Raw genomic sequence first — 19,633 nt, forward strand, 5'->3', positions numbered from 1 at the left:
CGCTCGCAGGCTCGCGGCGGGCCCCTGCAGCAGGGCCGAGGAGCTCACGCGTGGAGGGCGGCGAGGAGCCCCTCGCCGTAGCGCTCCAGCTTCGCCGCGCCGACGCCGCTGACGGTGCCCAGGGCGGCCAGGGTGGCCGGCTCCTCGGTGGCGATCTGCCGCAGCGTCGCGTCGTGGAAGACGACGTAGGCCGGCACCCCCTGCTCCTTGGCGGTGGCCGCGCGCCAGGCCCGCAGCCGCTCGAACGTGCCGGCGGCCGAGGCCGGCAAGTCGGGTGCGGCGGTCGCCCGGTCCTTGCGTCCCGACCGCCCGGAGCGTGCCGGGCGGTCGGGGTCACGGCGCATCAGCACGGTCTGCTCCCGGCGCAGCACCGGCCCGCTGGCCTCGCTGAGCGCCAGCGTCCCGTACTCGCCCTGCACCGCGAGCAGCCCCTGGGCCAGCAGCTGCCGGGCGACGCCGCGCCACTGGCCCTCGGTCAGGTCGGTGCCGATGCCGAAGACGGTCAGCTCGTCGTGGCGGTGCTGGGTGACCTTCTCGGTGCGCTTGCCCAGCAGGATGTCGATCGACTGGCCGGCCCCGAACGACTGGCCGCGCTCGCGCTGCAGCCGCAGCACGGTGGACAGCAGCTTCTGCGCGGGGACGGTGGCGTCCCAGGACTCCGGCGGGGTCAGGCAGGTGTCGCAGTTGCCGCAGGGCGTGCTCTCCTGGCCGAAGTGGGCCAGCAGCCGCACCCGCCGGCAGTCGACGGTCTCGCAGAGCGCCAGCATCGCGTCCAGCTGGGCCGACAGCACCCGCCGGTGCGCGGCGTCGCCGTCCGAGGTCTGGATCATCTTCCGCTGCTGGACGACGTCGGCGAGCCCGTAGGCCAGCCACGCCGTCGACGGCAGCCCGTCGCGGCCGGCCCGGCCGGTCTCCTGGTAGTAGCCCTCCACCGACTTCGGGAGGTCCAGGTGGGCGACGAACCGGACGTCGGGCTTGTCGATGCCCATGCCGAACGCGATGGTCGCCACCATCACCAGGCCGTCCTCGCGCAGGAAGCGCGACTGGTTCCGCGCGCGCACCTGCTGGTCGAGGCCGGCGTGGTACGGCAGCGCGGGGATGCCCTGGCCGACCAGGAACTCCGCGGTCTTCTCGACCGAGGCCCTGGACAGGCAGTAGACGATGCCGGCGTCGCCGGGGTGCTCGGTGCGCAGCAGGTCCAGCAGCTGCTTCTGCGGGGAGTCCTTCGGCGCGATCCGGTACTGGATGTTCGGCCGGTCGAACCCGGCGACCACGTGCAGGGCGTCGTCGAGTTGCAGCCGGGTGCTGATCTCGGCGTGCGTGGTCGGGGTGGCCGTCGCCGTCAGGGCGATCCGGGGGACGTCGGGCCAGCGCTCGTGCAGCATCGACAGGGCGAGGTAGTCGGGCCGGAAGTCGTGCCCCCACTGCGCGACGCAGTGCGCCTCGTCGATGGCGAACAGCGCGATCCGGCCGCGCTCCAGCAGCCGGGCGGTCGGCGAGGCGCCGCCGCCCAGCGACTCCGGCGCGACGTAGAGCAGGTCGAGCTCCTCGGCGAGGAAGGCCTCCTCGACCTGCCGGCGCTCGGCGCGGTCCTGGCTGGAGTTGAGGAAGCCGGCGCGCACGCCCAGGGCGCGCAACGTGTCGACCTGGTCCTGCATGAGCGCGATCAGCGGGGAGATCACCACGCCCACGCCCTCGCGCAGCAGCGCCGGCACCTGGTAGCAGAGCGACTTGCCGCCGCCGGTGGGCATCAGCACCAGCGCGTCGCCGCCCGCGACGACGTGGTCGACGACCTCGCGCTGCGGGCCGCGGAAGGCGTCGTAGCCGAACACCCGGCCGAGCACCTCGAGAGCAGGGTCCTCGATCACGTCCACCCGGCGAGCGTAGGCGGGCCGCGGCCGGCGGACTGACATCCGTCACGGGGTGTGGACGACGTCCGGCACTCCCGCCGGGCACCGCCGCCGGGTCAGGCTGCTCCCATGTCCGCCACACCCGCCCTGCAGGTCGAGGGACTGACCGTCCGGTACGGCGCGACGCTCGCCGTCGACGCGCTCGACCTGCAGATCGCCCCCGGGGAGACCGTCGCGCTGCTGGGCGCCAACGGCGCCGGCAAGTCCTCCACCCTCAACGCCGCCCTCGGCCTCTTCCGGCCCACCGCCGGCCGGGTGCTGCTGCACGGCCGCGCGCCGGCCGACGCGATCCAGGCCGGCGGGGTGGGCGCGATGCTGCAGCACGGCGGCCTGCCGAGCGAGACCCGCGTCGGCGAGGTGATCGGGCTGGTGCGCCGCCGCTACGACAGCCCCTGGCCGCTGGCGGACCTCGTCGTCACCGCCGGCATCGGCGGGCTGCTGGACCGCGCGGTCGACGCGCTGTCGGGTGGGCAGCGCCAGCGGGTGCTGCTCGCCCTCGCGCTGGCCGGGGCGCCGCCGCTGCTGCTGCTCGACGAGCCGACCTCGGCCATGGACGTCGAGGGCCGGCAGGCGTTCTGGACGACGATGCGCGACCTCGCCGGGCGCGGGCACACCGTCGTCTTCGCCACCCACCACCTCGACGAGGCCGACGCCGTCGCCGACCGGGTCGTGGTGGTCGCCGGCGGGCGGGTCGTCGCCGACGGGACGGCGGGCTCGATCAAGTCGCGCATCGCCGGGCGCACCGTCCGCTTCCGCTGCCCCGGACCGCGCGAGGACCTGCCCGGGCTGCCCGGCGTCACCGGCGTCGGCGGGTCCGGGGAGCTGGTCGAGCTCACCACCTCCGACGTCGAGGCCACGCTGCGCGCGCTGCTCACCGACCGGCCCACGCTGCCCGACCTGGAGGTGCGCGGCGCCAGCCTCGAACAGGCCTTCCTGCACCTCACCACGCAGCCGGACACCACGCAGCCGGACACCACGACGGGGGCCCTCCGATGACCGACCTGCTGCTGTTCCAGCTCCGCCGGGTGGGGCGCAACAAGCAGTACCTGTTCTTCACGGTCCTGCTGCCCGCGCTGTTCACCATCTTCTTCACCAAGGTGATCGGCGGGCAGGTGCCGGCCGGCGACTTCCAGGACCTCGCCGGCTCCGTGCTGGTCTCGATGATGGCCTACGGGGCGATCAGCGCGGCCCTCGGCGCGACGATCCGGATTGCCTTCGACCGGTCGTCCGGCTGGCTGCGGCAGCTCCGGGTGACACCGGTGCCGGCCGGGTCGGTGCTCGTGGTCGACGTGGTCGTCGGGGCACTGCTGGTGCTGCCGAGCCTGGTCGTCGTCGCGCTGGTCGGCCGGTTCGTCAACGGCGTCGAGCTCGGACTGGGCACCTGGCTCGCGCTCGTCGGGTCGCTGTGGGCCGGCTCGGTGGTGTTCGTGGCGCTCGGCGTCGCCGTGGGCCTGGCCCTCGACGCGCAGGCCGCCGGCGCCGCGATCGGCATCCTCGGCACGGTGCTCGCCGCCCTCGGTGGCCTGTGGTTCCCGGTGGAGATTCTGCCCGACGGGATGGTCACCCTGGCCCGCGCGCTGCCGTCCTACTGGTTCGCCGAGCTGGGCCGCGACGTCGCCGCAGGTGCGCCGTCCGTCGTGCCGGTGCTGGTGCTCGCCGGCTTCGGCGCGGTCTTCGCTGCGGCCGCGCTGGGAGTCGCGCGCCGCCGTCCGCTGCACGCCGTGGCGGGCTGAGCCGTGGCCGCGTCCCGGGGCGCTACCGTCCGCACGGTGATCAGGGGGAGCCGGTGGGCGCAGGCGGCCTGGGCCGCGCCGTGGCTGCTGTTCCAGGTCTTCCCGATCACCGACATCGTCACCACCGACCGCCCTGCGCCGGCCCGGTGGGTGGCCGCCGCCGGACTGATCGCCTTCACCGTCGCCTACCTCAGCGTGATCGGTCAGCTGGGCCGGCCCCGGGCGCTGCGGGCGGACTTCGTGGTGATGACGCTGCTGGCCGTCGGCCTGGCGCTGGCCTACGGCGCGAACTGGTCCGGCCTGATGATCTACGTGTCGGCGGCGGTCGCGGCGACCCTGCCGATGCGCTGGGTGTGGCCGGCGGTCGTCGTCGCCGCCGTCTTCTGCGGGGCGGTGGTGCTGGCCGACGACGCCTCCGGCCTGTTGTTCCTGCCGCCGATCTGCCTGCTCACCGCCTTCGCCATCCGCGGCACCGGCTACCTGATCACGGTCAACCGGGAGCTGCAGGAGGCCCGCGAGGAGCTGGCCCGCAACGCCGTCGCCGAGGAGCGGCTGCGCTTCGCCCGCGACCTGCACGACCTGCTCGGCCACTCGCTGTCGCTGATCGCGCTGAAGAGCGAGCTGGCCCGGCGGCTCGCCGTGGTCGACCCGGCGCGGGCCGCCGGTGAGATGGCCGACGTGGAGGAGGCCGCCCGCCGGGCGCTGGCCGAGGTGCGCGACGCGGTCAGCGGCTACCGGCAGGTCACCTGCGGCCAGGCGCTGGCGGAGGCGCGGGCGGCGCTCACCGGCGCGGGCATCGCCGTCCGGCTGCCCGACGTCGTGCCGGTGCTGCCGGGCACGGTGGACGCCGCGCTGGGCTGGGTGGTGCGCGAGGCGACCACCAACGTGCTGCGGCACAGTGGCGCGGGCCGGGTGACCGTCGAGCTGACCGAGGGCGAGGGACGGGCGGTGCTGACGGTGACCGACGACGGCGCGGGGACGGGCGAGCGGGTGCGGGTGCTCGGCGGGTCGTCCGGCACCGGGCTGGCCGGGCTGCGCGAGCGGGTCGGGGCGCTGGGCGGCGCGCTGGACGCCGGGCCGGTGGACGGCGGGGGCTACCGGGTGCGCGCGGTGGTGCCGCTGCTGCCGGCCAGGGTGACCGTGTGAGCGGCGACGGCACGACGATCCGGGTGCTGCTGGCCGAGGACCAGACGCTGGTGCGGGGTGCGCTGCGGGCGCTGCTGGACCTGGAGGAGGACATCGAGGTCGTCGCCGAGGTCGGCCGGGGCGACGAGGTGCTGGCCGCCGCGCGCGAGCACCGGCCGGACGTCGCGCTGCTGGACATCGAGATGCCGGGCAAGGACGGGCTGGAGGCGGCCCGCGAGCTGGCCGCCGAACTCCCCGCCGTCCGGGCCGTCGTGCTGACCACGTTCGGCCGGCCGGGCTTCCTGCGCCGGGCGATGGAGGTGGGCGCCGCCGGGTTCCTGGTCAAGGACTCGCCGGTGGCCGAGCTGGCCCGGGCGATCCGGGCGGTGGTGGCCGGCGAGCGGGTGATCGACCGCGACCTGGCCGCCGCGGCGCTGGCGCTGGGGGCGACGCCGCTGTCCGGCCGGGAGGCCGACGTGCTGCGGGCCGCGGCGGACGGCGCGACGGTCGCCGACATCGCCGGGCGGATGTTCCTGTCCGAGGGGACGGTGCGGAACTACCTGTCCTCGGCCATCGGGAAGACCGGCGCGCGGACCCGGGTGGAGGCCGCCCGGGTGGCGCAGGAGAAGGGCTGGCTCTGAGCGGACCCCCTCGCCCCCCACCCCTCGCTCCGCTCGGGGCGGGCCCCTACGAGGGAGCCGTCAGCGCGCGTCGGCCGGTGCGCCCTCGGCGGGCTGCTCGGTCTGCGCCGGCATGAGCGCGTCGAGGTCCAGCACCCGCACGTGGATGACGTTGCGCTGCTGCAGAGCCGCGCGCAGCGCACGGTGCAGGCCGTCCTCGAGGTACATCTCCCCGTGCCACTGGACGGCGTGCGGGAAGAGGTCGCCGTAGAAGGTCGAGTCGTCGGCGAGCAGCGCGTCGAGGGCGAGCTCGCGCTTGGTCGTGACCAGGGTGTCCATCCGGATCTGGCGGGGCGGGATCATCGCCCAGTCGCGGGTGGAGAAGCCGTGGTCGGGGTAGGGCCGTCCGTCCCGCACCGCTTTGAAGATCAGGGCCCGGTCCTCCCGCTCCCCGGACCCTGCTGCTGGAGTCCGTCGACGCCGACCACCCTAGTGGGGTCCACGAGGCCCCGCCGACGGTCCCCGACCGGGATCGATCCCATGTCGCCGCCCCGCCGGGAGCCCCTCCGCCGGGCCCGCGGGCCCGGCCGGCCGACGTCACCTGCGAGCCGGGGGACGGCGGGCGCGGTCGGTCGTATGCTGGCACTCGGTCCGCGCGAGTGCCAGGCTCCCGCCCGGGACGACCAGCGCCGACCACGTCGAACCGGTACGGGAGGTGTCAGCCGTGGCGCACGACGACCGGCGCCTGCAGGTGCTGCGGGCGATCGTCCAGGACTACGTCTCCACCAACGACCCGGTGGGCAGCAAGGCCCTGGCGGCCCGCTACGACCTGGGCGTCTCGCCGGCCACCATCCGCAACGACATGGCGGTGCTGGAGGAGGAGGGGTACATCACCCAGCCGCACACCAGCGCCGGCCGGGTGCCCACCGACAAGGGCTACCGCTTCTTCGTCGACCGGCTCAGCGCCGTCAAGCCGCTGAGCGCCGCCGAGCGCAAGGCGATCGAGAAGTTCCTCGACGGCGCCGTCGACCTGCACGACGTCCTGGGCCGCAGCGTCCGGCTGCTGGCCCAGCTCACCCGGCAGGTCGCCGTCGTCCAGTACCCGACGCTGTCCCGCAGCGCCGTCCGGCACCTGGAGCTGGTGCCGCTGTCGACGTCCCGGCTGCTCATGGTGCTCATCACCGACACCGGCCGGGTCGAGCAGCGCATCGTCGAGGTGCCGGTCGACACCGAGGCCGACACCGTCGCGGACCTGCGCAGCCGGCTCAACGCCGCCTTCACCGGGGCCAAGCTCGCCGAGGCCAGCGACAAGGTAAGCGACCTGGTCGACAGCTCCCCGCCGCAGCTGCGCCCGCTGGTCGCCGCGGTCAGCGCCACCCTGCTGGAGACCCTGGTCGAGCCCTCGGAGGACCGGCTGGTCATCGGCGGGACGGCGAACCTGGCCCGCGGCAGCGCGCTGGACTTCCCGGGCACCGTCCGGCCGCTGCTCGAGGCGCTGGAAGAACAGGTGGTGGTCCTGCGGTTGATGGCCGAGGTGGGGCCGAGCACCGTGACGGTGAGCATCGGCGAGGAGAACGAGCACGAGGCGCTCACCGGTGCCTCGTTCGTCTCCGTCGGGTACGGCTCGGGCGACCAGGCCCTCGGCGGCCTCGGCGTCGTCGGCCCGACCCGGATGGACTACGCAGGGAACATCGCCGCGGTACGAGCCGTGGCCCGCTACGTCGGCCACCTGCTGGCCGAGAGCTGAGGACGAGAAACTGCATGGCAACCGACTACTACGGCGTGCTGGGCCTCAAGCCCGGCGCCAGTGACGCCGACATCAAGCGCGCCTACCGCAAGATGGCCCGCGACCTGCACCCCGACGTCAACCCCGACGCGGGTGCGAAGGACCGGTTCCAGGAGGTCAGCCGCGCCTACGAGGCGCTGACCGACCCGGAGAAGCGCCGCATCATCGACCTCGGCGGCGACCCGTACGAGTCCGGTCGCGGTGGTGCCGGTGGCAACCCGTTCGGCGGCGGCGCCGGCTTCGGCGGCCTCAACGACATCATGGACGCCTTCTTCGGCGGCGCGGCGACCCGCGGGCCGCGCAGCCGCGTCCGGGAGGGCGAGGACGCCCTCATCCGGGTCGACCTCGACCTGAGCGAGACCGTCTTCGGGACGACGACGGACATCACCGTCGACACCGCGGTGCTCTGCGACGTCTGCACCGGGGCCGGGACGGCGCCGGGCACCCACCCGGAGACCTGCTCCACCTGCGGCGGCCGCGGCGAGGTGCAGAGCGTGCAGCGCTCTTTCCTCGGCCAGGTCATCGCCAGCCGCCCGTGCCCCACCTGCCAGGCCACCGGCCAGGTCATCCCGAGCCCCTGCCCGCAGTGCGCCGGCGACGGCCGGGTCCGCTCCCGCCGCACCATCCCGGTCAAGATCCCGGCCGGCGTCGAGGACGGCATGCGCATCCGGCTGGCCGGCTACGGCGAGGTGGGTCCCGGCGGCGGCCCGGCCGGCGACCTCTACGTCGAGGTGCACGAGCGCCCGCACGACGTCTTCACCCGGGACGGCGAGGACCTGCACTGCCGGGTCACGCTGCCGATGACCGCCGCCGCGCTGGGCACCACGCTCAAGCTGGAGACGCTCGAGGGCAACGAGGACATCACCATCAAGCCGGGCACCCAGTCGGGCAACTCGCTCACCCTGCGCGCGCACGGCGCCCCGCGGCTGCGCGGCACCGGCCGGGGCAACCTGGTCGTGCACCTGGACGTGCAGACCCCGACCCGGCTCGACGACCGCCAGTCCGAGCTGCTGCGCGAGCTCGCCGCGCTGCGCGGCGAAGACCTCACCGAGGGCGGCAGCGCCAACCACGGCGGCCTGTTCTCCCGGGTCCGCGACGCCTTCAACGGCCGATGAGCGAGGCCCCCGACGCCGACGGCGCGCCGCTGTTCCTGGTCGAGGAGCTGCCGGCGGGTGACGTGCTGACCGTCGACGGCGCCGAGGGCCGGCATGCGGTCGACGTGCTGCGGCTCGGGGTGGGGGAGCGGGTGCGGGTCAGCGACGGGCAGGGACAGCTCGTCGTCGGCTCGGTGCTCGCCGCGGCGGACTCGGCGCTGCAGGTGCAGGTGCTCACCCGGCACGACGTGCCCGCGCCGGACCCGACCTTCGTGCTGGTGCAGGCGCTGCCCAAGGGCGACCACGGGCCGCTGGCGGTCGACCTGGCCACCGAGCTCGGCGTCGACCGGGTGGTGCCGTGGACGGCGGCCCGCTGCGTGACGCGGTGGCGGGACGACCGGGTGGAGAAGGGCCTGGCCAAGTGGCGGTCCGCGGCGCGGGCGGCCAGCAAGCAGGCCCGCCGGCCGCGGGTGCCCGAGGTGACCGAGCCGATGAGCACCCGGCAGGTCTGCGGCATGCTCGCCGACGTCGACCTGGCGCTGGTGCTGCACGAGCAGGCCCGGCAGCCGTTCACCAAGATCGACGTCCCGCGCTCCGGCACGATCGCCGTCATCGTCGGCCCCGAGGGCGGGCTCACCGACGGCGAGGTGGTCGCCTTCCGCGCGGCCGGTGCGCACTCGGTCCGGCTCGGCGCCGAGGTGCTCCGGACGTCGACCGCCGGCGCCGCCGCCCTGGCCGCGCTGTCCGCCCGCACCCGCTGGGCGTAGCGCACCGCGGCCGCTCGGCGTCGATCATCGGCGAGTGGCCGCCCGGCACGCAGACGTCGGCAGCCACACGCCGATGATCACCGCGGCCCGCCGATCACCGGAGGGCGGCCCGCGCCCGGGCGCTGACCAGGTCGACTGCTGCGGTGAGGACCACCAGCGCGGCCAGCACCGTGGTCACCGCGCCCCAGTCGAAGCGGGCCACCTGGGTGGCCAGCAGCGCTCCCAGCCCGCCGGCGCCCAGCAGCCCGACGAGCACGGTGTCCCGGATCGCCACCTCCCACCGGTACAGCGCGAACGCCAGCACCGGCCCGGTCGCCCGCGGCAGCACGCCGTAGAGCCACCCGCCGACCGGCCCGGCGCCCAGCGCGGTCAGCGCCGCCCGCGGCCGGGGGTCCAGCTCCTCGGTCGCCTCCGCCGCCAGCCGGCCCAGCACCCCCAGGGTGTAGATGCCCAGGGCCAGCGCGCCGGGCAGGATCCCCGGCCGGAGCACGAACAGCAGCACCAGCGCCCACACCGGCGGCGGCACCGCGCGCAGCAGCAGCAGCGCCAGCCGGACGGCGGTCCCGCCCAGCCGCCGGGCTGCCGGGGCGCCCCGCGGCGGGTGCGCCGCCACCCCGGCCAGCAGCACCGCGCCGACGGTGGCCACCGCGATGGCGATCACCGACATCTGCACCGTGTCGACGGCGGCGCCGGCGACCGCCCGGAGCAGCGGCCCGTCGGTGTCCGGCGGCCAGGCGTTCGAGAGCACGTACCGCAGTTGCTCGCCGGTGCGGTCGGAGACCAGCGTGGCCGGGGACAGCGCGAGGTACCACGCCGACCAGACCACCCCGGCCAGCGTGACGGCCACGGCGGCGCTGAGCACCCGGTCGCGGCGCAGCCGGCCGCCCGACGACCGCGGCGAGGCCAGCCGCCGCCGCACCGCCCGGCCGGCCACCTCGGCGACCAGGCACAGCAGCGCGAGCGCGTAGACGCAGGACCACACCTGCGGCCACCGCAGCGAGCTGAACGACAGCGACAGCTGGTAGCCCAGCCCGCCGGCGCCGATCAGCCCGAGCACGACCGCCGAGCGCACCGCGCACTCCAGCCGGTAGAACGAGTACGAGAGCAGCCCGCCCGACGCCGGCGGCAGCAGCCCGTAGAGCGCGGCCGGCACCCGGCCCGCCCCGCTCGCCAGCAGGGCGGAGTACGCCCCGCGCGGCACCTCGTCGAGCAGGTCGGCGAAGACCTTCGCGGTCACCGCGCCGTACGGGATCCCGATCGCCAGCACGCCGACCCACGGGTCCAGGCCGAGCAGGTTGACCAGCAGCAGCCCCCACACCGCCTCGTGCAGCCCGCGCGGGACGGCGAGCGCGCCGCGCGCCAGCGTCCAGCCCGCGCGTCGCCGGCCCCACGTCGTCCGGGCGACCGCCACCGCACCGAGCGCCCCCAGCGCGACCGCCAGGGCGGCGCCGAGCGCGGCGTAGGCGACGGTGACCCCGACCGAGGAGGCGAGCACCCGGAGGAACTCGCCGTCCCGGGCGGGGGAGAGCGCGGCCGAGGCGAACCGGCCGAACTGCGCCGGCCCCGCCGCGTTGACCACCGGGCCGGAGAACAGCCCGGCACCGGCCAGCGACCACACCACCACGGCGGCCGCCCCCAACCCCCACCCCCAGCGGGCCCGCGCCCGCCGCAGCGGCGGCACCACCGCGGGCCGGTCGAGGACAGCGGTCACCGCGGGGCGCCGTAGAAGTCGGCCAGGTCGCCGACGGTCAGCCGTCCGGTCGGCGCGTCCAGCACGACCTCGCCGGCGACCAGGCCGACCACCCGGGTGCAGTGCCGCAGGGCCAGCGCCGGGTCGTGCAGCGAGGCGACGAGCGCGCCGCCGCGGTCGGTGGCCAGCCCGGCGAGCAGGCCGAGCACCCGGTCGGCCAGCACCGGGTCCAGCGCCGAGGCGGGCTCGTCGGCCAGCACCAGCTCGGGGCGCTGCACCAGCAGCCGGGCGACCGCCACCCGCTGCTGCTGGCCGCCGGAGAGCCGGTCGGTGCGGTCGAACACCCGGTCGGCCAGCCCCACCCGGGTCAGCGCTTCGAGCACCTCGGGCAGGCCCTGCGGCCGGGCCAGCGACCACGCCGCCCGCCAGGCCGGCCAGCCGGCGAGCCGGCCGGCGTTGACGTTGTGCACCACCCGCAGCTGGTCGACCAGCTCCAGCTGCTGGTGCACCGTGCCCACCCGGGCCCGCAGGGTGCGCAGCGCCCGCCCGCGCAGCTGCCCGGGGGAGATCCCGAGCACCTGCACCGCGCCGTCGGTCGGCAGCAGCGAGCCGTTGGCCACCGCGAGCAGCGTCGACTTGCCGGCGCCCGAGGGCCCGACGACGGCCACCCGCTCCCCGGCGTCGACGGTGAGGTCGACGCCGGTGAGGGCGGTGCTGGTGCCGAAGCGGACCCCGACGCCGTCCAGCCGCAGGACCGCGGTCAGCTGACCAGTCCCAGCTGCCGGCCGATCTCCTCGATCTGGGTGTAGTTGTCCGCCTCGGTCTCCACGAACGACCCGGCGCCGAACAGGGTCAGCACCTCGTCGTCGGCGGGCAGCCCGGTGAACCAGTCGGTCAGCCGGCCGGCCAGGTCCTCGCCGCCCAGCCGCTCCACCGCCTGCGGACTCAGCAGCCAGTGGTAGTCGTGGTAGGCCGGGGTGCGGGCGTACTCGACCACGGCCGGGTCGACCGAGCCGTCGGCGGTCCGGGAGGTCCACACCTGCTCGTTGAGCACCCCGGCCTGGTAGGTGCCGGACGCGACCAGGGCCAGCGTCGCGTCGTGCGACCCGGAGAAGCCCGGCCCGCCGGGGAAGCCCTGCGGGTCGATGCCCTGCTGCTGCAGGAACCACGCCGGCATCAGCCGCCCCGACGTCGAGGTCTCGCTGCCGTAGGTGAACCGCAGCTGCGCCAGCGGGGTCAGGTCGTCCGCGGGGGCCAGCCCGGTCGCGGTGTTGACCACGAAGACGGAGTGGAAGTCGGCGTCGATGTCGCGCTGGGCGATCGGCTCGGCGCCGGGGGTCTGCAGCCGCGCCTGCACGCCGGTCAGCCCGCCGAACCAGACCAGGTCGAGGTCGCCGGTGCGGAAGAGGGACACCGCGGCGCCGTAGTCGGTGACGGGCCGGTAGACGACGTCCAGGTCGAGGGCCGCGGACATCGAGTCGGCGACCGTGCCGTAGAGCCGCTGCAGGACCTCGGGGTCCTGGTCGGGGATGGCGCCGATGCTCAGCGTGCCGCGGGCGCCGGAGCCGGTCGAGCCGCCGGACGACGACACGGGGGAGGTGCGGCCGCAGGCGGCGAGCCCGGCGGCGAGGACGGCGGCGCCACCGGCGAGGAAGCCGCGCCTGCTCACTGCGAGTTCTCCGAGGCCACCCGACCGGACGGCGCGACGACGGGTGCTCACTACGTCCTCGGGTGGGGCTGGGGGACGGACACGGGGCACCTCCGGGGGACGACGGACGGGACCCGCCCATCCTCACCCACCGCCTGCCGGGGCGCCCGGAAGGGACGGCGGGCCTCGCGCGACCGCCGGCGGACGGGTCACCCCCGCTGCAGTAGAGCCCTGCCCACAGTTGTGGGCAGGGCTCTACTCGCGGCGGTACCCCGCCGCGACCGGGGACGGCGCCGCCCGGTCAGCCCAGCTGGACGATGCTGCGGGTCACCGCGGCCTGCTCGGTGAGCACGCCGCCGATCAGGTGCTGCGTCTCGTTGATCCGCTCGCCGATGTCCCGGATCGAGGTCAGCGCCCCGACGACGGCCTGCACGTCGGCCTGGATGGCCGCCACCCGGCTGTTGACCTCCTCGGTGGCGTGAGCGGTCTCCCGGGCGAGGTCCTCGACCTCGGTGGCGACCACCGCGAAGCCCCTGCCGGCCTCCCCGGCCCGGGCCGCCTCGAGTGCAGGCGAGCCATTGAGTTGTGCACGTTCCGACGGACTTCCTCGTTCCGTTGACCTGCACGTCCTAGAGTCCGGGGCATGACCGAGGCACCCGAGGACTGCCTGTTCTGCCGGATGGTTGCCGGCGAGATCTCGCCGGACGTCGTCCGGGAGACCGACCGGACGCTGGCCTTCCGGGACATCAACCCGCAGGCGCCGACGCACGTGCTGGTCGTCCCGAAGGAGCACCACGCCACCCTCGGCGCGCTGGCCGCCGCCGACCCGGGCCTGACCGCCGAGCTGGCCGCCGCCGCGCACGCGGTCGCCGTCCAGGAGGGGCTGGCCACCCCCGAGGGACCGGAGCCGGGGTACCGGCTGGTCGCCAACAGCGGCCCGCAGGCGGGGCAGACGGTGCACCACGTCCACCTGCACGTGCTCGGCGGTCGCGACCTGCGCTGGCCGCCCGGCTGACCCCATCGGGTCGAGCGCGGTTCCTGGGTGACGGGCGCGGGTAGACTCGCCGAGGTCACAGCCCCGTCGCAGGAAGGCAGGGTCGAGCGTCTTTGCCCGACACCTCACCAGACGCCGTCCCGGAGACCATCGCGTCCTCCCGTGAGCTGTCCGCGCGTGCCGCGGCAGCCGGCGTCCCGGACGGTCCGGCCAGCGCGGCCGCCGTCCGCACCTCCATCACCGTCCCCGACTCCGTCTCGATGGTGGCCCTGCTGGGCTCCGGGGACGAGCTCCTCCGCCTCGTCGAGCAGGAGCTGACCGCCGACGTCCACGTGCGGGGCAACGAGATCGCGATCACCGGCCAGCCGGGCGACAACGCCTTCGCCGTCCGGGTGTTCGACGAGCTGATCGCGCTGCTGGCCACCGGCCAGACGCTGCGCCCGGACTCGGTGCGCCGGGTCGTCGCGATGCTGCGGGCCGGTGGCTCCGAGCGCCCGGCCGACGTGCTCAGCCTGGACATCATCAGCCGGCGGGGCCGCACCATCCGGCCCAAGACGCTGAACCAGAAGCGCTACGTCGACGCCATCGACACCCACAGCGTCGTCTTCGGCATCGGCCCGGCCGGCACCGGGAAGACCTACCTGGCGATGGCCAAGGCCGTGCAGGCGCTGCAGACCAAGCAGGTCAACCGGATCATCCTGACCCGGCCCGCGGTCGAGGCCGGCGAGCGGCTGGGCTTCCTGCCCGGTTCGCTGTCGGACAAGATCGACCCCTACCTGCGGCCGCTGTACGACGCGCTGCACGACATGGTCGACCCCGAGTCGATCCCGCGGCTGATGGCCGCCGGCACCATCGAGGTCGCCCCGCTGGCCTACATGCGCGGGCGCACGCTCAACGACGCGTTCGTCATCCTCGACGAGGCGCAGAACACCACCGCCGAGCAGATGAAGATGTTCCTGACCCGGCTGGGCTTCGGCTCGAAGATGGTCGTCACCGGCGACGTCACCCAGGTGGACCTGCCCGGCGGCGCCCAGAGCGGGCTGCGCATCGTGCGGGAGATCCTCGAGGGCATCGACGACGTCCACTTCTCCCTGCTCACCAGCACCGACGTCGTCCGGCACCGGCTGGTCGGCGACATCGTCGACGCCTACGAGCGCTGGGACGCCAGCCGGCAGCCCGCACCCACGGGCCCGGCCCGGGCCACCCGGCCCGCCCGCAGCCCTCGCCAGCAGGGGAGCTGATCGGCGTGCCCGTCGAGGTCGCCAACGAGTCCGAGATCGCCGTCGACGAGACCGCGCTGGCCGGGGTCTGCCGGTACGTGCTCGACGCCATGGAGGTCAGCCCGCTCGCCGAGCTGTCCGTGCTGTGCGTGGACGTCGACTACATGGCCACCCTGCACGAGCGGTGGATGGGCGAGAAGGGCCCCACCGACGTGCTCGCCTTCCCGATGGACGAGCTGGACACCGCCCGCCCCGACGACCCGGACCCCGGTCCGGCGCTGCTCGGTGACGTGGTGCTCTGCCCGGCCGTCGCCGTCCGCCAGGCCCGCGCCGCCGGCCACTCGATGGCCGACGAGCTGCTCCTGCTCGCCACCCACGGCGTGCTCCACCTGCTCGGCTACGACCACATGGAGCCCGACGAGGAGAAGGAGATGTTCGGCCTGCAGTCCACGCTGCTGGAGGGCTGGCGCTCCGTCCCCCGTGAACCGGTCACCGGCGAACCGAAGGAGCCGGAGCAGCGATGAGCGCGACCGCGATCGTCCTGCTGGTGATCGCCGTCGTCCTGGTGCTGGTCGCGGGTGTCTTCGCGATGCTCGACGCCGCACTGCAGCGGCTGAGCAAGGCCCGCGTCGACGAGCTCCGCCGCGACGGGGCCAAGCGCGCCGCTTCGCTGGCCGTGGTCATGGAGGAGCGCGCGCGGCACGTCGCGCTGCTGCTGCTGCTCCGGATCGCCTGCGAGACCGCGGCAACCGTGCTGGTCGCCCTGGTCGTCTACCGGCTCGTCGACGGGCTGCCGGTCGCCGCGCTCACCGCGATCGCGGTCATGACGGTGGTCAGCTACGTGCTGATCGGCGTCGGCCCGCGCACCCTGGGCCGGCAGCACGCCTACCCGATCGCGCTGTCGGCGGCCCCGCTGATCCGGCTGCTGGGCCGGGTCCTCGGGCCGATCGCCACGCTGCTGATCCTCATCGGCAACGCCATCACCCCCGGCCGCGGCTACCGCGACGGCCCGTTCAGCAGCGAGGTCGAGCTCCGCGAGCTGGTCGACATGGCCGAGGAGCGCGGCGTCGTCGAGGCCGGCGAGCGCAACATGATCCACGGCGTCTTCGAGCTCGGCGACACCATCGCCCGCGAGGTGATGGTGCCCCGCCCCGACGTCGTCTGGATCGAGCGCGGCAAGACGCTGCGCCAGGCGCTGGCGCTCTGCCTGCGCAGCGGGTTCAGCCGGCTGCCGGTGATCGGCGACAACGTCGACGACATCATCGGCGTGGTCTTCATGAAGGACCTGGTCCGCCGGTCCCAGGGCTCCTCGGACTCGCGGGCCAGCGAGCCTCGGGTCGAGGACCTGCTCCGCCCGGCCACCTTCGTGCCCGAGTCCAAGCCGGTCGACGAGCTGCTGCGCGAGATGCAGGCCTCGCGCACCCACATGGCCGTCGTCGTCGACGAGTACGGCGGCTTCGCCGGGCTGGTCACGATCGAGGACATCCTCGAGGAGATCGTCGGCGAGATCGACGACGAGCACGACACCGTGCAGCGCCCGCCGGTCGAGGAGCTGGAGGACGGCTCGGTGCGGATCACCGCCCGGCTGCCGGTCGAGGACCTCGCCGACCTGTTCAAGGTCGAGCTGCCCGAGGACGACGGCGTCGAGACCGTCGGCGGGCTGCTCGCCCGCGAGCTGGGCGTGGTGCCCATCGAGGGCTCCGAGGCCGTGGTCGGCGGGCTGCGGCTGGTCGCGGAGAGCACCGGCGGCCGGCGCAACCAGATCGACACGATCCTGGTCTCCCGGGTGTCCGACGAGCACCGGGACGACGAGGCGGCCGAGGACACCGCCCGCCAGCCCGAGCCCGCCACCGTGGAAGGCTGAGGGAGGACCCTCCCGCCCCCCACCGCTCGCGACCTCGCGGCGGGCCCCTGCGGCAGGGCCGGACCGACGGACAGGAGAGTGACCCGGTGACCGAGCTGGACCCCGAGGACGCCAAGCTCGTCACCCTGGCCCGGTCGGCGCGCGGCCGGACCGGGGCCGCCGAGGGCGCCGCCGTCCGGGACACCGACGGGCGCACCTACCTCGCCGCGACGGTGGCGCTGCCCTCGCTGCAGCTGTCCGCCCTGCAGGCGGCCGTCGCCGCCGCGGTGTCCAGCGGGGTGACCGGCCTGGAGGCGGCGGCCGTGGTCAGCGCCGCAGACGCCGTGGAGGAGGCCGGGCTGGCCGCCGTGCACGACCTGACCGCGACCGCCCCCGTGCTGCTCGCCGGGCCGGACGGCGAGGTCCGCAGCCGGGTCTGACCGGTACGGCGGCCACGCGTCGCCGAGGTCAACGTGCATCGAAGGGTGTAGGACCGCTACACCCTTCGGGGGGCGCCCAGGGCGGGGGTCGTGAGCAAGGCTGACCATCGTGCCCGTCGCCCAGCGAACACCATGGCGGGTCGCGCGGCTGCTGTGGGCCGAGACGCGCCCGGTCGTGCAGACGATCTTCGCCGTCCGCTACTGGGTGGGCGCCGTGGTGGTGCTGGCCGCCGACGGCGCGTTCGGGCCCGCGACGGTCCTGGGTGCGGCCGGCTGGCTGCTGCTCACCATGAGCACCTACCTGGTCAACGGCGTCTCCGACCTCACCGCCGACCGCGCCAACGGCTCGACCCGGCCGCTGGCCCAGGGCCTGGTCGGCGCGTCGGGTGCGGTCCGGGTGGCGTGGGCGCTGGCCGTCGGCGGGCTGGTGCTCACCGCGCTGACCGGCACCGTCGCGCTCGTGCTCTGCGCGGTGGCGATGGGGGTGCTGGGCTGGGCGTACAGCGTCGGGCCGCGCCCGTTGAAGTGCTCGGTGGGCGGCACCGCGCTCGCCTCGGCCGGGGGTGGGCTGCTCACCTACCTGGCGGGTGCTGCGGCCGCCGGCGCCGCACCGGCCGCGCCGCACCTCGCCGTCTTCGTGCTGCTGGCCCTGTGGATGGCGGTGGCCGGCGCGACCAAGGACCTCGGTGACCGGGCCGGTGACCAGGCGGCCGGGCGCCGCACGCTGCCGGTCGTGGCCGGGCACCGGGCCGCCACCCAGCTGATCGCCGCCGGGTGCCTGCTGCTGGGCCTGGTCACCGTGGTGGTCGCCGACACCTGGCCCGAGGTGCTGCTGCCCGCCCTGGTGCTCGGCGCCGGCGCCGTGGTCGTGGCGGTGCTCGCTGTCCGCTCCGCGGAGGACGCGCCGCGGGCGGCGGTGCGGCGGCCCTATCGTGCGTTCATGGTCACCCAGTACGCGGTCAACCCGGTGCTCGTCCTGAGCGTGCTGGCCTGATGCCGGGTGCAGCCGGCACCGGGGTCGACGCCGCCGTCGACGCCGCCGTCGACGCGGCCGCCGTCGCCGACTTCGTCGCCGAGGTGAGCGTGGTCGCCCCGCGGCTGGCGTCGGACGCCGTCCGGCTGGAGCAGCTGGGCGGCCGGGCCGGCGCCGTCCTGCAGGTGGTGCACGCCCGGCTGCGCGGCACGCCGCTGCCCGAGGCGCCCGCCGGCACCGGTGACGTCGGCGCCGCCCGGGCGCGCACCGGCGTCCACCCGTCGGAGTCGCTGCGGGCCGCCGGCGTGCTGTTCCGGCGGTCGCTGCCCCGGCTCGTCGCGCACCACCCCGAGCTCCCGGCCGAGCAGGTGGCGCTGGTGCTGCACGAGGTGATCGACGAGCTGGTCGTGCCGGCCGCGGTCACCTACGTCGACGTCCTGCTGGCCAGGATCAGCGACGCCAACCGCGACGAGCGGCGCCGGGTGGCCCGCGACCTGCACGACCACACCAGCCACGGCATCGGCGCCGCCATCCAGGGCATCGACCTGGTGCTGCACCTGCTCGACGCCGGCCGCGACCCCGACGTCGCCCGGCTGGAGGCCACCCGGCGGGTCCTGCTGGACACCCTCAACGGCGTGCGCGACATGGCCACCCGGCTGCGCGACGTGGTGGGGGAGCGCAGCCTCGCCCAGGCGCTGCACGAGTACCTGGCCTTCACCGCGCCGGTGGGGCTGGACGTCACGCTCACCGAGGACGGCGAGGCTGCCCAGCCGCTGCCCGCCCACGTCAAGGAGGAGAGCTACCTGATCGTGCGCGAGGCGGTGCGCAACTCACTGCTGCACGGCGAGGGCGCCACCCGGCTGGACGTCGCCGTGCTGGTCGCCGACGGGCACCTGCAGGCGACGGTCGACGACGACGGCCGCGGCTTCGACCCGCTCGTCGTCGACACCACCCGCACGGTCGGGCTGGCCTCGCTGCGGGAACGCGCCGAGGGCCTGGGCGGCAGCGTCGTGCTGCAGACCGGGCCCGGCGGCGTGCGGGTGCACCTCACCGTGCCGCTGACGTCGGCGGCGGCGTGACCGGGTCCCGGCAGCCGCTGCAGGTGCTGCTCGTCGACGACCACCGGCTGTTCCGGGAGAGCCTGGGCGCGCTGCTCGGCGTGCACGAGGGCATCGAGGTGGTGGCCGAGGCGTCCAACGGCGAGGAGGCGGTGCGGCTGGCCCGCCAGCACCGCCCGGACGTCGTGCTGCTGGACGTCGAGATGCCCGGCCAGTCGGTGCTGACGTCGCTGGTCGAGATCCGCAGCGCGTCGCCGACGACCCGGATCGTGGTGCTGACCATGCACGAGAACACGACGCTGGCCCGCCAGCTGCTGCTGCGCGGCGCCTCGGCCTACCTGATCAAGACGATCGGGCACCACGAGCTGGTGGCTGCGATCCGGGCGACCGCCGAGCGGGGCACCGACATGGTCACCCTGTCCGTCTCCCGCGGTGGGCTGGCCGGTCTGGCCGCCTCGGGTGCGCCGGTGCTGTCCGACCGCGAGCTGGAGGTGCTGGCGCTGGTGTCCCGGGCGCACAGCAACGCCAGCATCGCCCAGGAGCTGCGGATCAGCGAGGGCACCGTCAAGCGGCACCTGAGCAACATCAACACCAAGCTCGGGGCGACCTCCCGGCTGGACGCCGTCCGCCGCGCCACCCGCGCCCGGCTGCTGACGCCGGGTCTGCTGGAGGACTGAAAGGACCTCGTCCTCCCCACCCTTCGCGAGCTCAGGGCGGTGCCCTGGACGAGGC

The 19,633-nt window shown here is 75.3% G+C and carries 21 protein-coding genes; 15 read left to right on the forward strand and 6 right to left on the reverse strand.

What is annotated here, in order from left to right; genetic code table 11:
- Positions 1–44 precede the first annotated feature (44 nt).
- Positions 45–1,874: a DNA helicase RecQ gene (gene recQ, locus HL054_RS03460; RefSeq protein WP_369137331.1), complete on the reverse strand. Its 1,830-nt coding sequence runs from the start codon at positions 1,872–1,874 to the stop codon at positions 45–47.
- 105 nt (positions 1,875–1,979) lie between these two features.
- Between recQ and HL054_RS03465 the strand changes: the two genes are divergently transcribed.
- The 4 genes from HL054_RS03465 to HL054_RS03480 are packed head-to-tail and all read left to right on the forward strand — an operon-like array spanning position 1,980 to position 5,409.
- The gene (locus HL054_RS03465) at positions 1,980–2,906 is read left to right on the forward strand and encodes an ATP-binding cassette domain-containing protein (protein WP_369137332.1); all 927 of its coding nucleotides are present in this window, start codon (positions 1,980–1,982) and stop codon (positions 2,904–2,906) included.
- Positions 2,903–3,643 carry an ABC transporter permease gene (locus HL054_RS03470; RefSeq protein ID WP_369137333.1) on the forward strand — a complete coding sequence of 247 codons (741 nt, stop codon included), beginning with the start codon at positions 2,903–2,905 and terminating at the stop codon, positions 3,641–3,643. The genes HL054_RS03465 and HL054_RS03470 overlap by 4 nt, the downstream gene beginning before the upstream one ends.
- A gap of 36 nt (positions 3,644–3,679) precedes the next feature.
- Positions 3,680–4,789, forward strand: coding sequence for a sensor histidine kinase (locus tag HL054_RS03475; RefSeq protein ID WP_369137334.1), 1,110 nt, complete (start codon positions 3,680–3,682; stop codon positions 4,787–4,789).
- Positions 4,786–5,409 (forward strand): response regulator, encoded by a 624-nt coding sequence (locus HL054_RS03480; protein ID WP_369137335.1) that lies wholly within the window; start codon positions 4,786–4,788, stop codon positions 5,407–5,409. Before HL054_RS03475 ends, HL054_RS03480 begins: the two co-directional genes overlap by 4 nt.
- 60 nt (positions 5,410–5,469) lie before the next feature.
- Here HL054_RS03480 and HL054_RS03485 read toward each other — a convergent pair whose 3' ends face one another.
- The gene (locus tag HL054_RS03485) at positions 5,470–5,820 is read right to left on the reverse strand and encodes a type II toxin-antitoxin system VapB family antitoxin (RefSeq protein WP_440347923.1); all 351 of its coding nucleotides are present in this window, start codon (positions 5,818–5,820) and stop codon (positions 5,470–5,472) included.
- A gap of 292 nt (positions 5,821–6,112) precedes the next feature.
- Here HL054_RS03485 and hrcA point away from each other — a divergent pair, with 292 nt between their 5' ends.
- From hrcA to HL054_RS03500, 3 genes are read left to right on the forward strand one after another with little or no spacing between them, the layout of a single operon-like run.
- Positions 6,113–7,135: a heat-inducible transcriptional repressor HrcA gene (gene hrcA / locus HL054_RS03490; RefSeq protein ID WP_369137336.1), complete on the forward strand. Its 1,023-nt coding sequence runs from the start codon at positions 6,113–6,115 to the stop codon at positions 7,133–7,135.
- A gap of 14 nt (positions 7,136–7,149) precedes the next feature.
- Positions 7,150–8,289: a molecular chaperone DnaJ gene (dnaJ, locus tag HL054_RS03495; RefSeq protein ID WP_369137337.1), complete on the forward strand. Its 1,140-nt coding sequence runs from the start codon at positions 7,150–7,152 to the stop codon at positions 8,287–8,289.
- Entirely contained in the window at positions 8,286–9,035 is a 750-nt protein-coding gene (locus tag HL054_RS03500) for a 16S rRNA (uracil(1498)-N(3))-methyltransferase (protein WP_369137338.1), read from the forward strand. The genes dnaJ and HL054_RS03500 overlap by 4 nt, the downstream gene beginning before the upstream one ends.
- 94 nt (positions 9,036–9,129) lie before the next feature.
- On the opposite strand, the gene HL054_RS03505 is transcribed toward HL054_RS03500, so the two are convergent.
- The 4 genes from HL054_RS03505 to HL054_RS22310 form a co-directional block, all read right to left on the reverse strand.
- On the reverse strand, positions 9,130–10,746 hold the full coding sequence (locus HL054_RS03505) for a PhnE/PtxC family ABC transporter permease (RefSeq protein ID WP_369137339.1): 1,617 nt from the start codon (positions 10,744–10,746) through the stop codon (positions 9,130–9,132).
- On the reverse strand, positions 10,743–11,489 hold the full coding sequence (locus tag HL054_RS03510; protein ID WP_369137970.1) for a phosphonate ABC transporter ATP-binding protein: 747 nt from the start codon (positions 11,487–11,489) through the stop codon (positions 10,743–10,745). Before HL054_RS03510 ends, HL054_RS03505 begins: the two co-directional genes overlap by 4 nt.
- Positions 11,486–12,394, reverse strand: coding sequence for a putative selenate ABC transporter substrate-binding protein (locus HL054_RS03515; RefSeq protein ID WP_369137340.1), 909 nt, complete (start codon positions 12,392–12,394; stop codon positions 11,486–11,488). The genes HL054_RS03510 and HL054_RS03515 overlap by 4 nt, the downstream gene beginning before the upstream one ends.
- Before the next feature lie 280 nt (positions 12,395–12,674).
- Positions 12,675–12,896, reverse strand: a complete 222-nt coding sequence (locus tag HL054_RS22310; protein WP_440347913.1) for a hypothetical protein — start codon at positions 12,894–12,896, stop codon at positions 12,675–12,677.
- A gap of 120 nt (positions 12,897–13,016) precedes the next feature.
- On the opposite strand from HL054_RS22310, the gene HL054_RS03525 reads away from it, so the two are divergent.
- From HL054_RS03525 to HL054_RS03560, 8 genes are all read left to right on the forward strand, one after another.
- Complete coding sequence (locus HL054_RS03525) at positions 13,017–13,388, forward strand: HIT domain-containing protein (protein WP_369137341.1); 372 nt, start codon at positions 13,017–13,019, stop codon at positions 13,386–13,388.
- Positions 13,389–13,480: 92 nt separating this feature from the next.
- On the forward strand, positions 13,481–14,608 hold the full coding sequence (locus HL054_RS03530) for a PhoH family protein (protein ID WP_369137342.1): 1,128 nt from the start codon (positions 13,481–13,483) through the stop codon (positions 14,606–14,608).
- A gap of 5 nt (positions 14,609–14,613) precedes the next feature.
- Complete coding sequence (ybeY, locus tag HL054_RS03535; protein WP_369137343.1) at positions 14,614–15,111, forward strand: rRNA maturation RNase YbeY; 498 nt, start codon at positions 14,614–14,616, stop codon at positions 15,109–15,111.
- A complete protein-coding gene (locus HL054_RS03540; protein ID WP_369137344.1) occupies positions 15,108–16,451 on the forward strand; it encodes a hemolysin family protein in 1,344 nt (447 codons plus the stop codon). Before ybeY ends, HL054_RS03540 begins: the two co-directional genes overlap by 4 nt.
- A gap of 86 nt (positions 16,452–16,537) precedes the next feature.
- Positions 16,538–16,870, forward strand: a complete 333-nt coding sequence (locus tag HL054_RS03545; RefSeq protein ID WP_369137345.1) for a cytidine deaminase — start codon at positions 16,538–16,540, stop codon at positions 16,868–16,870.
- 109 nt (positions 16,871–16,979) lie between these two features.
- The gene (locus HL054_RS03550; RefSeq protein WP_369137346.1) at positions 16,980–17,864 is read left to right on the forward strand and encodes a UbiA family prenyltransferase; all 885 of its coding nucleotides are present in this window, start codon (positions 16,980–16,982) and stop codon (positions 17,862–17,864) included.
- Positions 17,864–18,922: a sensor histidine kinase gene (locus HL054_RS03555; protein ID WP_369137347.1), complete on the forward strand. Its 1,059-nt coding sequence runs from the start codon at positions 17,864–17,866 to the stop codon at positions 18,920–18,922. Before HL054_RS03550 ends, HL054_RS03555 begins: the two co-directional genes overlap by 1 nt.
- The gene (locus HL054_RS03560) at positions 18,919–19,578 is read left to right on the forward strand and encodes a response regulator (RefSeq protein WP_369137348.1); all 660 of its coding nucleotides are present in this window, start codon (positions 18,919–18,921) and stop codon (positions 19,576–19,578) included. The genes HL054_RS03555 and HL054_RS03560 overlap by 4 nt, the downstream gene beginning before the upstream one ends.
- Positions 19,579–19,633: the final 55 nt, after the last annotated feature.

Source organism: Modestobacter versicolor, from assembly GCF_041028285.1.
Classification (GTDB): Bacteria; Actinomycetota; Actinomycetes; order Mycobacteriales; family Geodermatophilaceae; genus Modestobacter; species Modestobacter versicolor_A.

What these genes read in the sequence shown, in the direction of transcription:
- dnaJ (WP_369137337.1), top strand. Translation starts at nt 7,150, where the DNA reads ATGGCAACCGACTACTACGGCGTGCTGGGCCTCAAGCCCGGCGCCAGT.
- HL054_RS03470 (WP_369137333.1), top strand. Translation starts at nt 2,903, where the DNA reads ATGACCGACCTGCTGCTGTTCCAGCTCCGCCGGGTGGGGCGCAACAAG.
- HL054_RS03555 (WP_369137347.1), top strand. Translation starts at nt 17,864, where the DNA reads ATGCCGGGTGCAGCCGGCACCGGGGTCGACGCCGCCGTCGACGCCGCC.
- HL054_RS03465 (WP_369137332.1), top strand. Translation starts at nt 1,980, where the DNA reads ATGTCCGCCACACCCGCCCTGCAGGTCGAGGGACTGACCGTCCGGTAC.
- HL054_RS03500 (WP_369137338.1), top strand. Translation starts at nt 8,286, where the DNA reads ATGAGCGAGGCCCCCGACGCCGACGGCGCGCCGCTGTTCCTGGTCGAG.
- HL054_RS03525 (WP_369137341.1), top strand. Translation starts at nt 13,017, where the DNA reads ATGACCGAGGCACCCGAGGACTGCCTGTTCTGCCGGATGGTTGCCGGC.
- HL054_RS03540 (WP_369137344.1), top strand. Translation starts at nt 15,108, where the DNA reads ATGAGCGCGACCGCGATCGTCCTGCTGGTGATCGCCGTCGTCCTGGTG.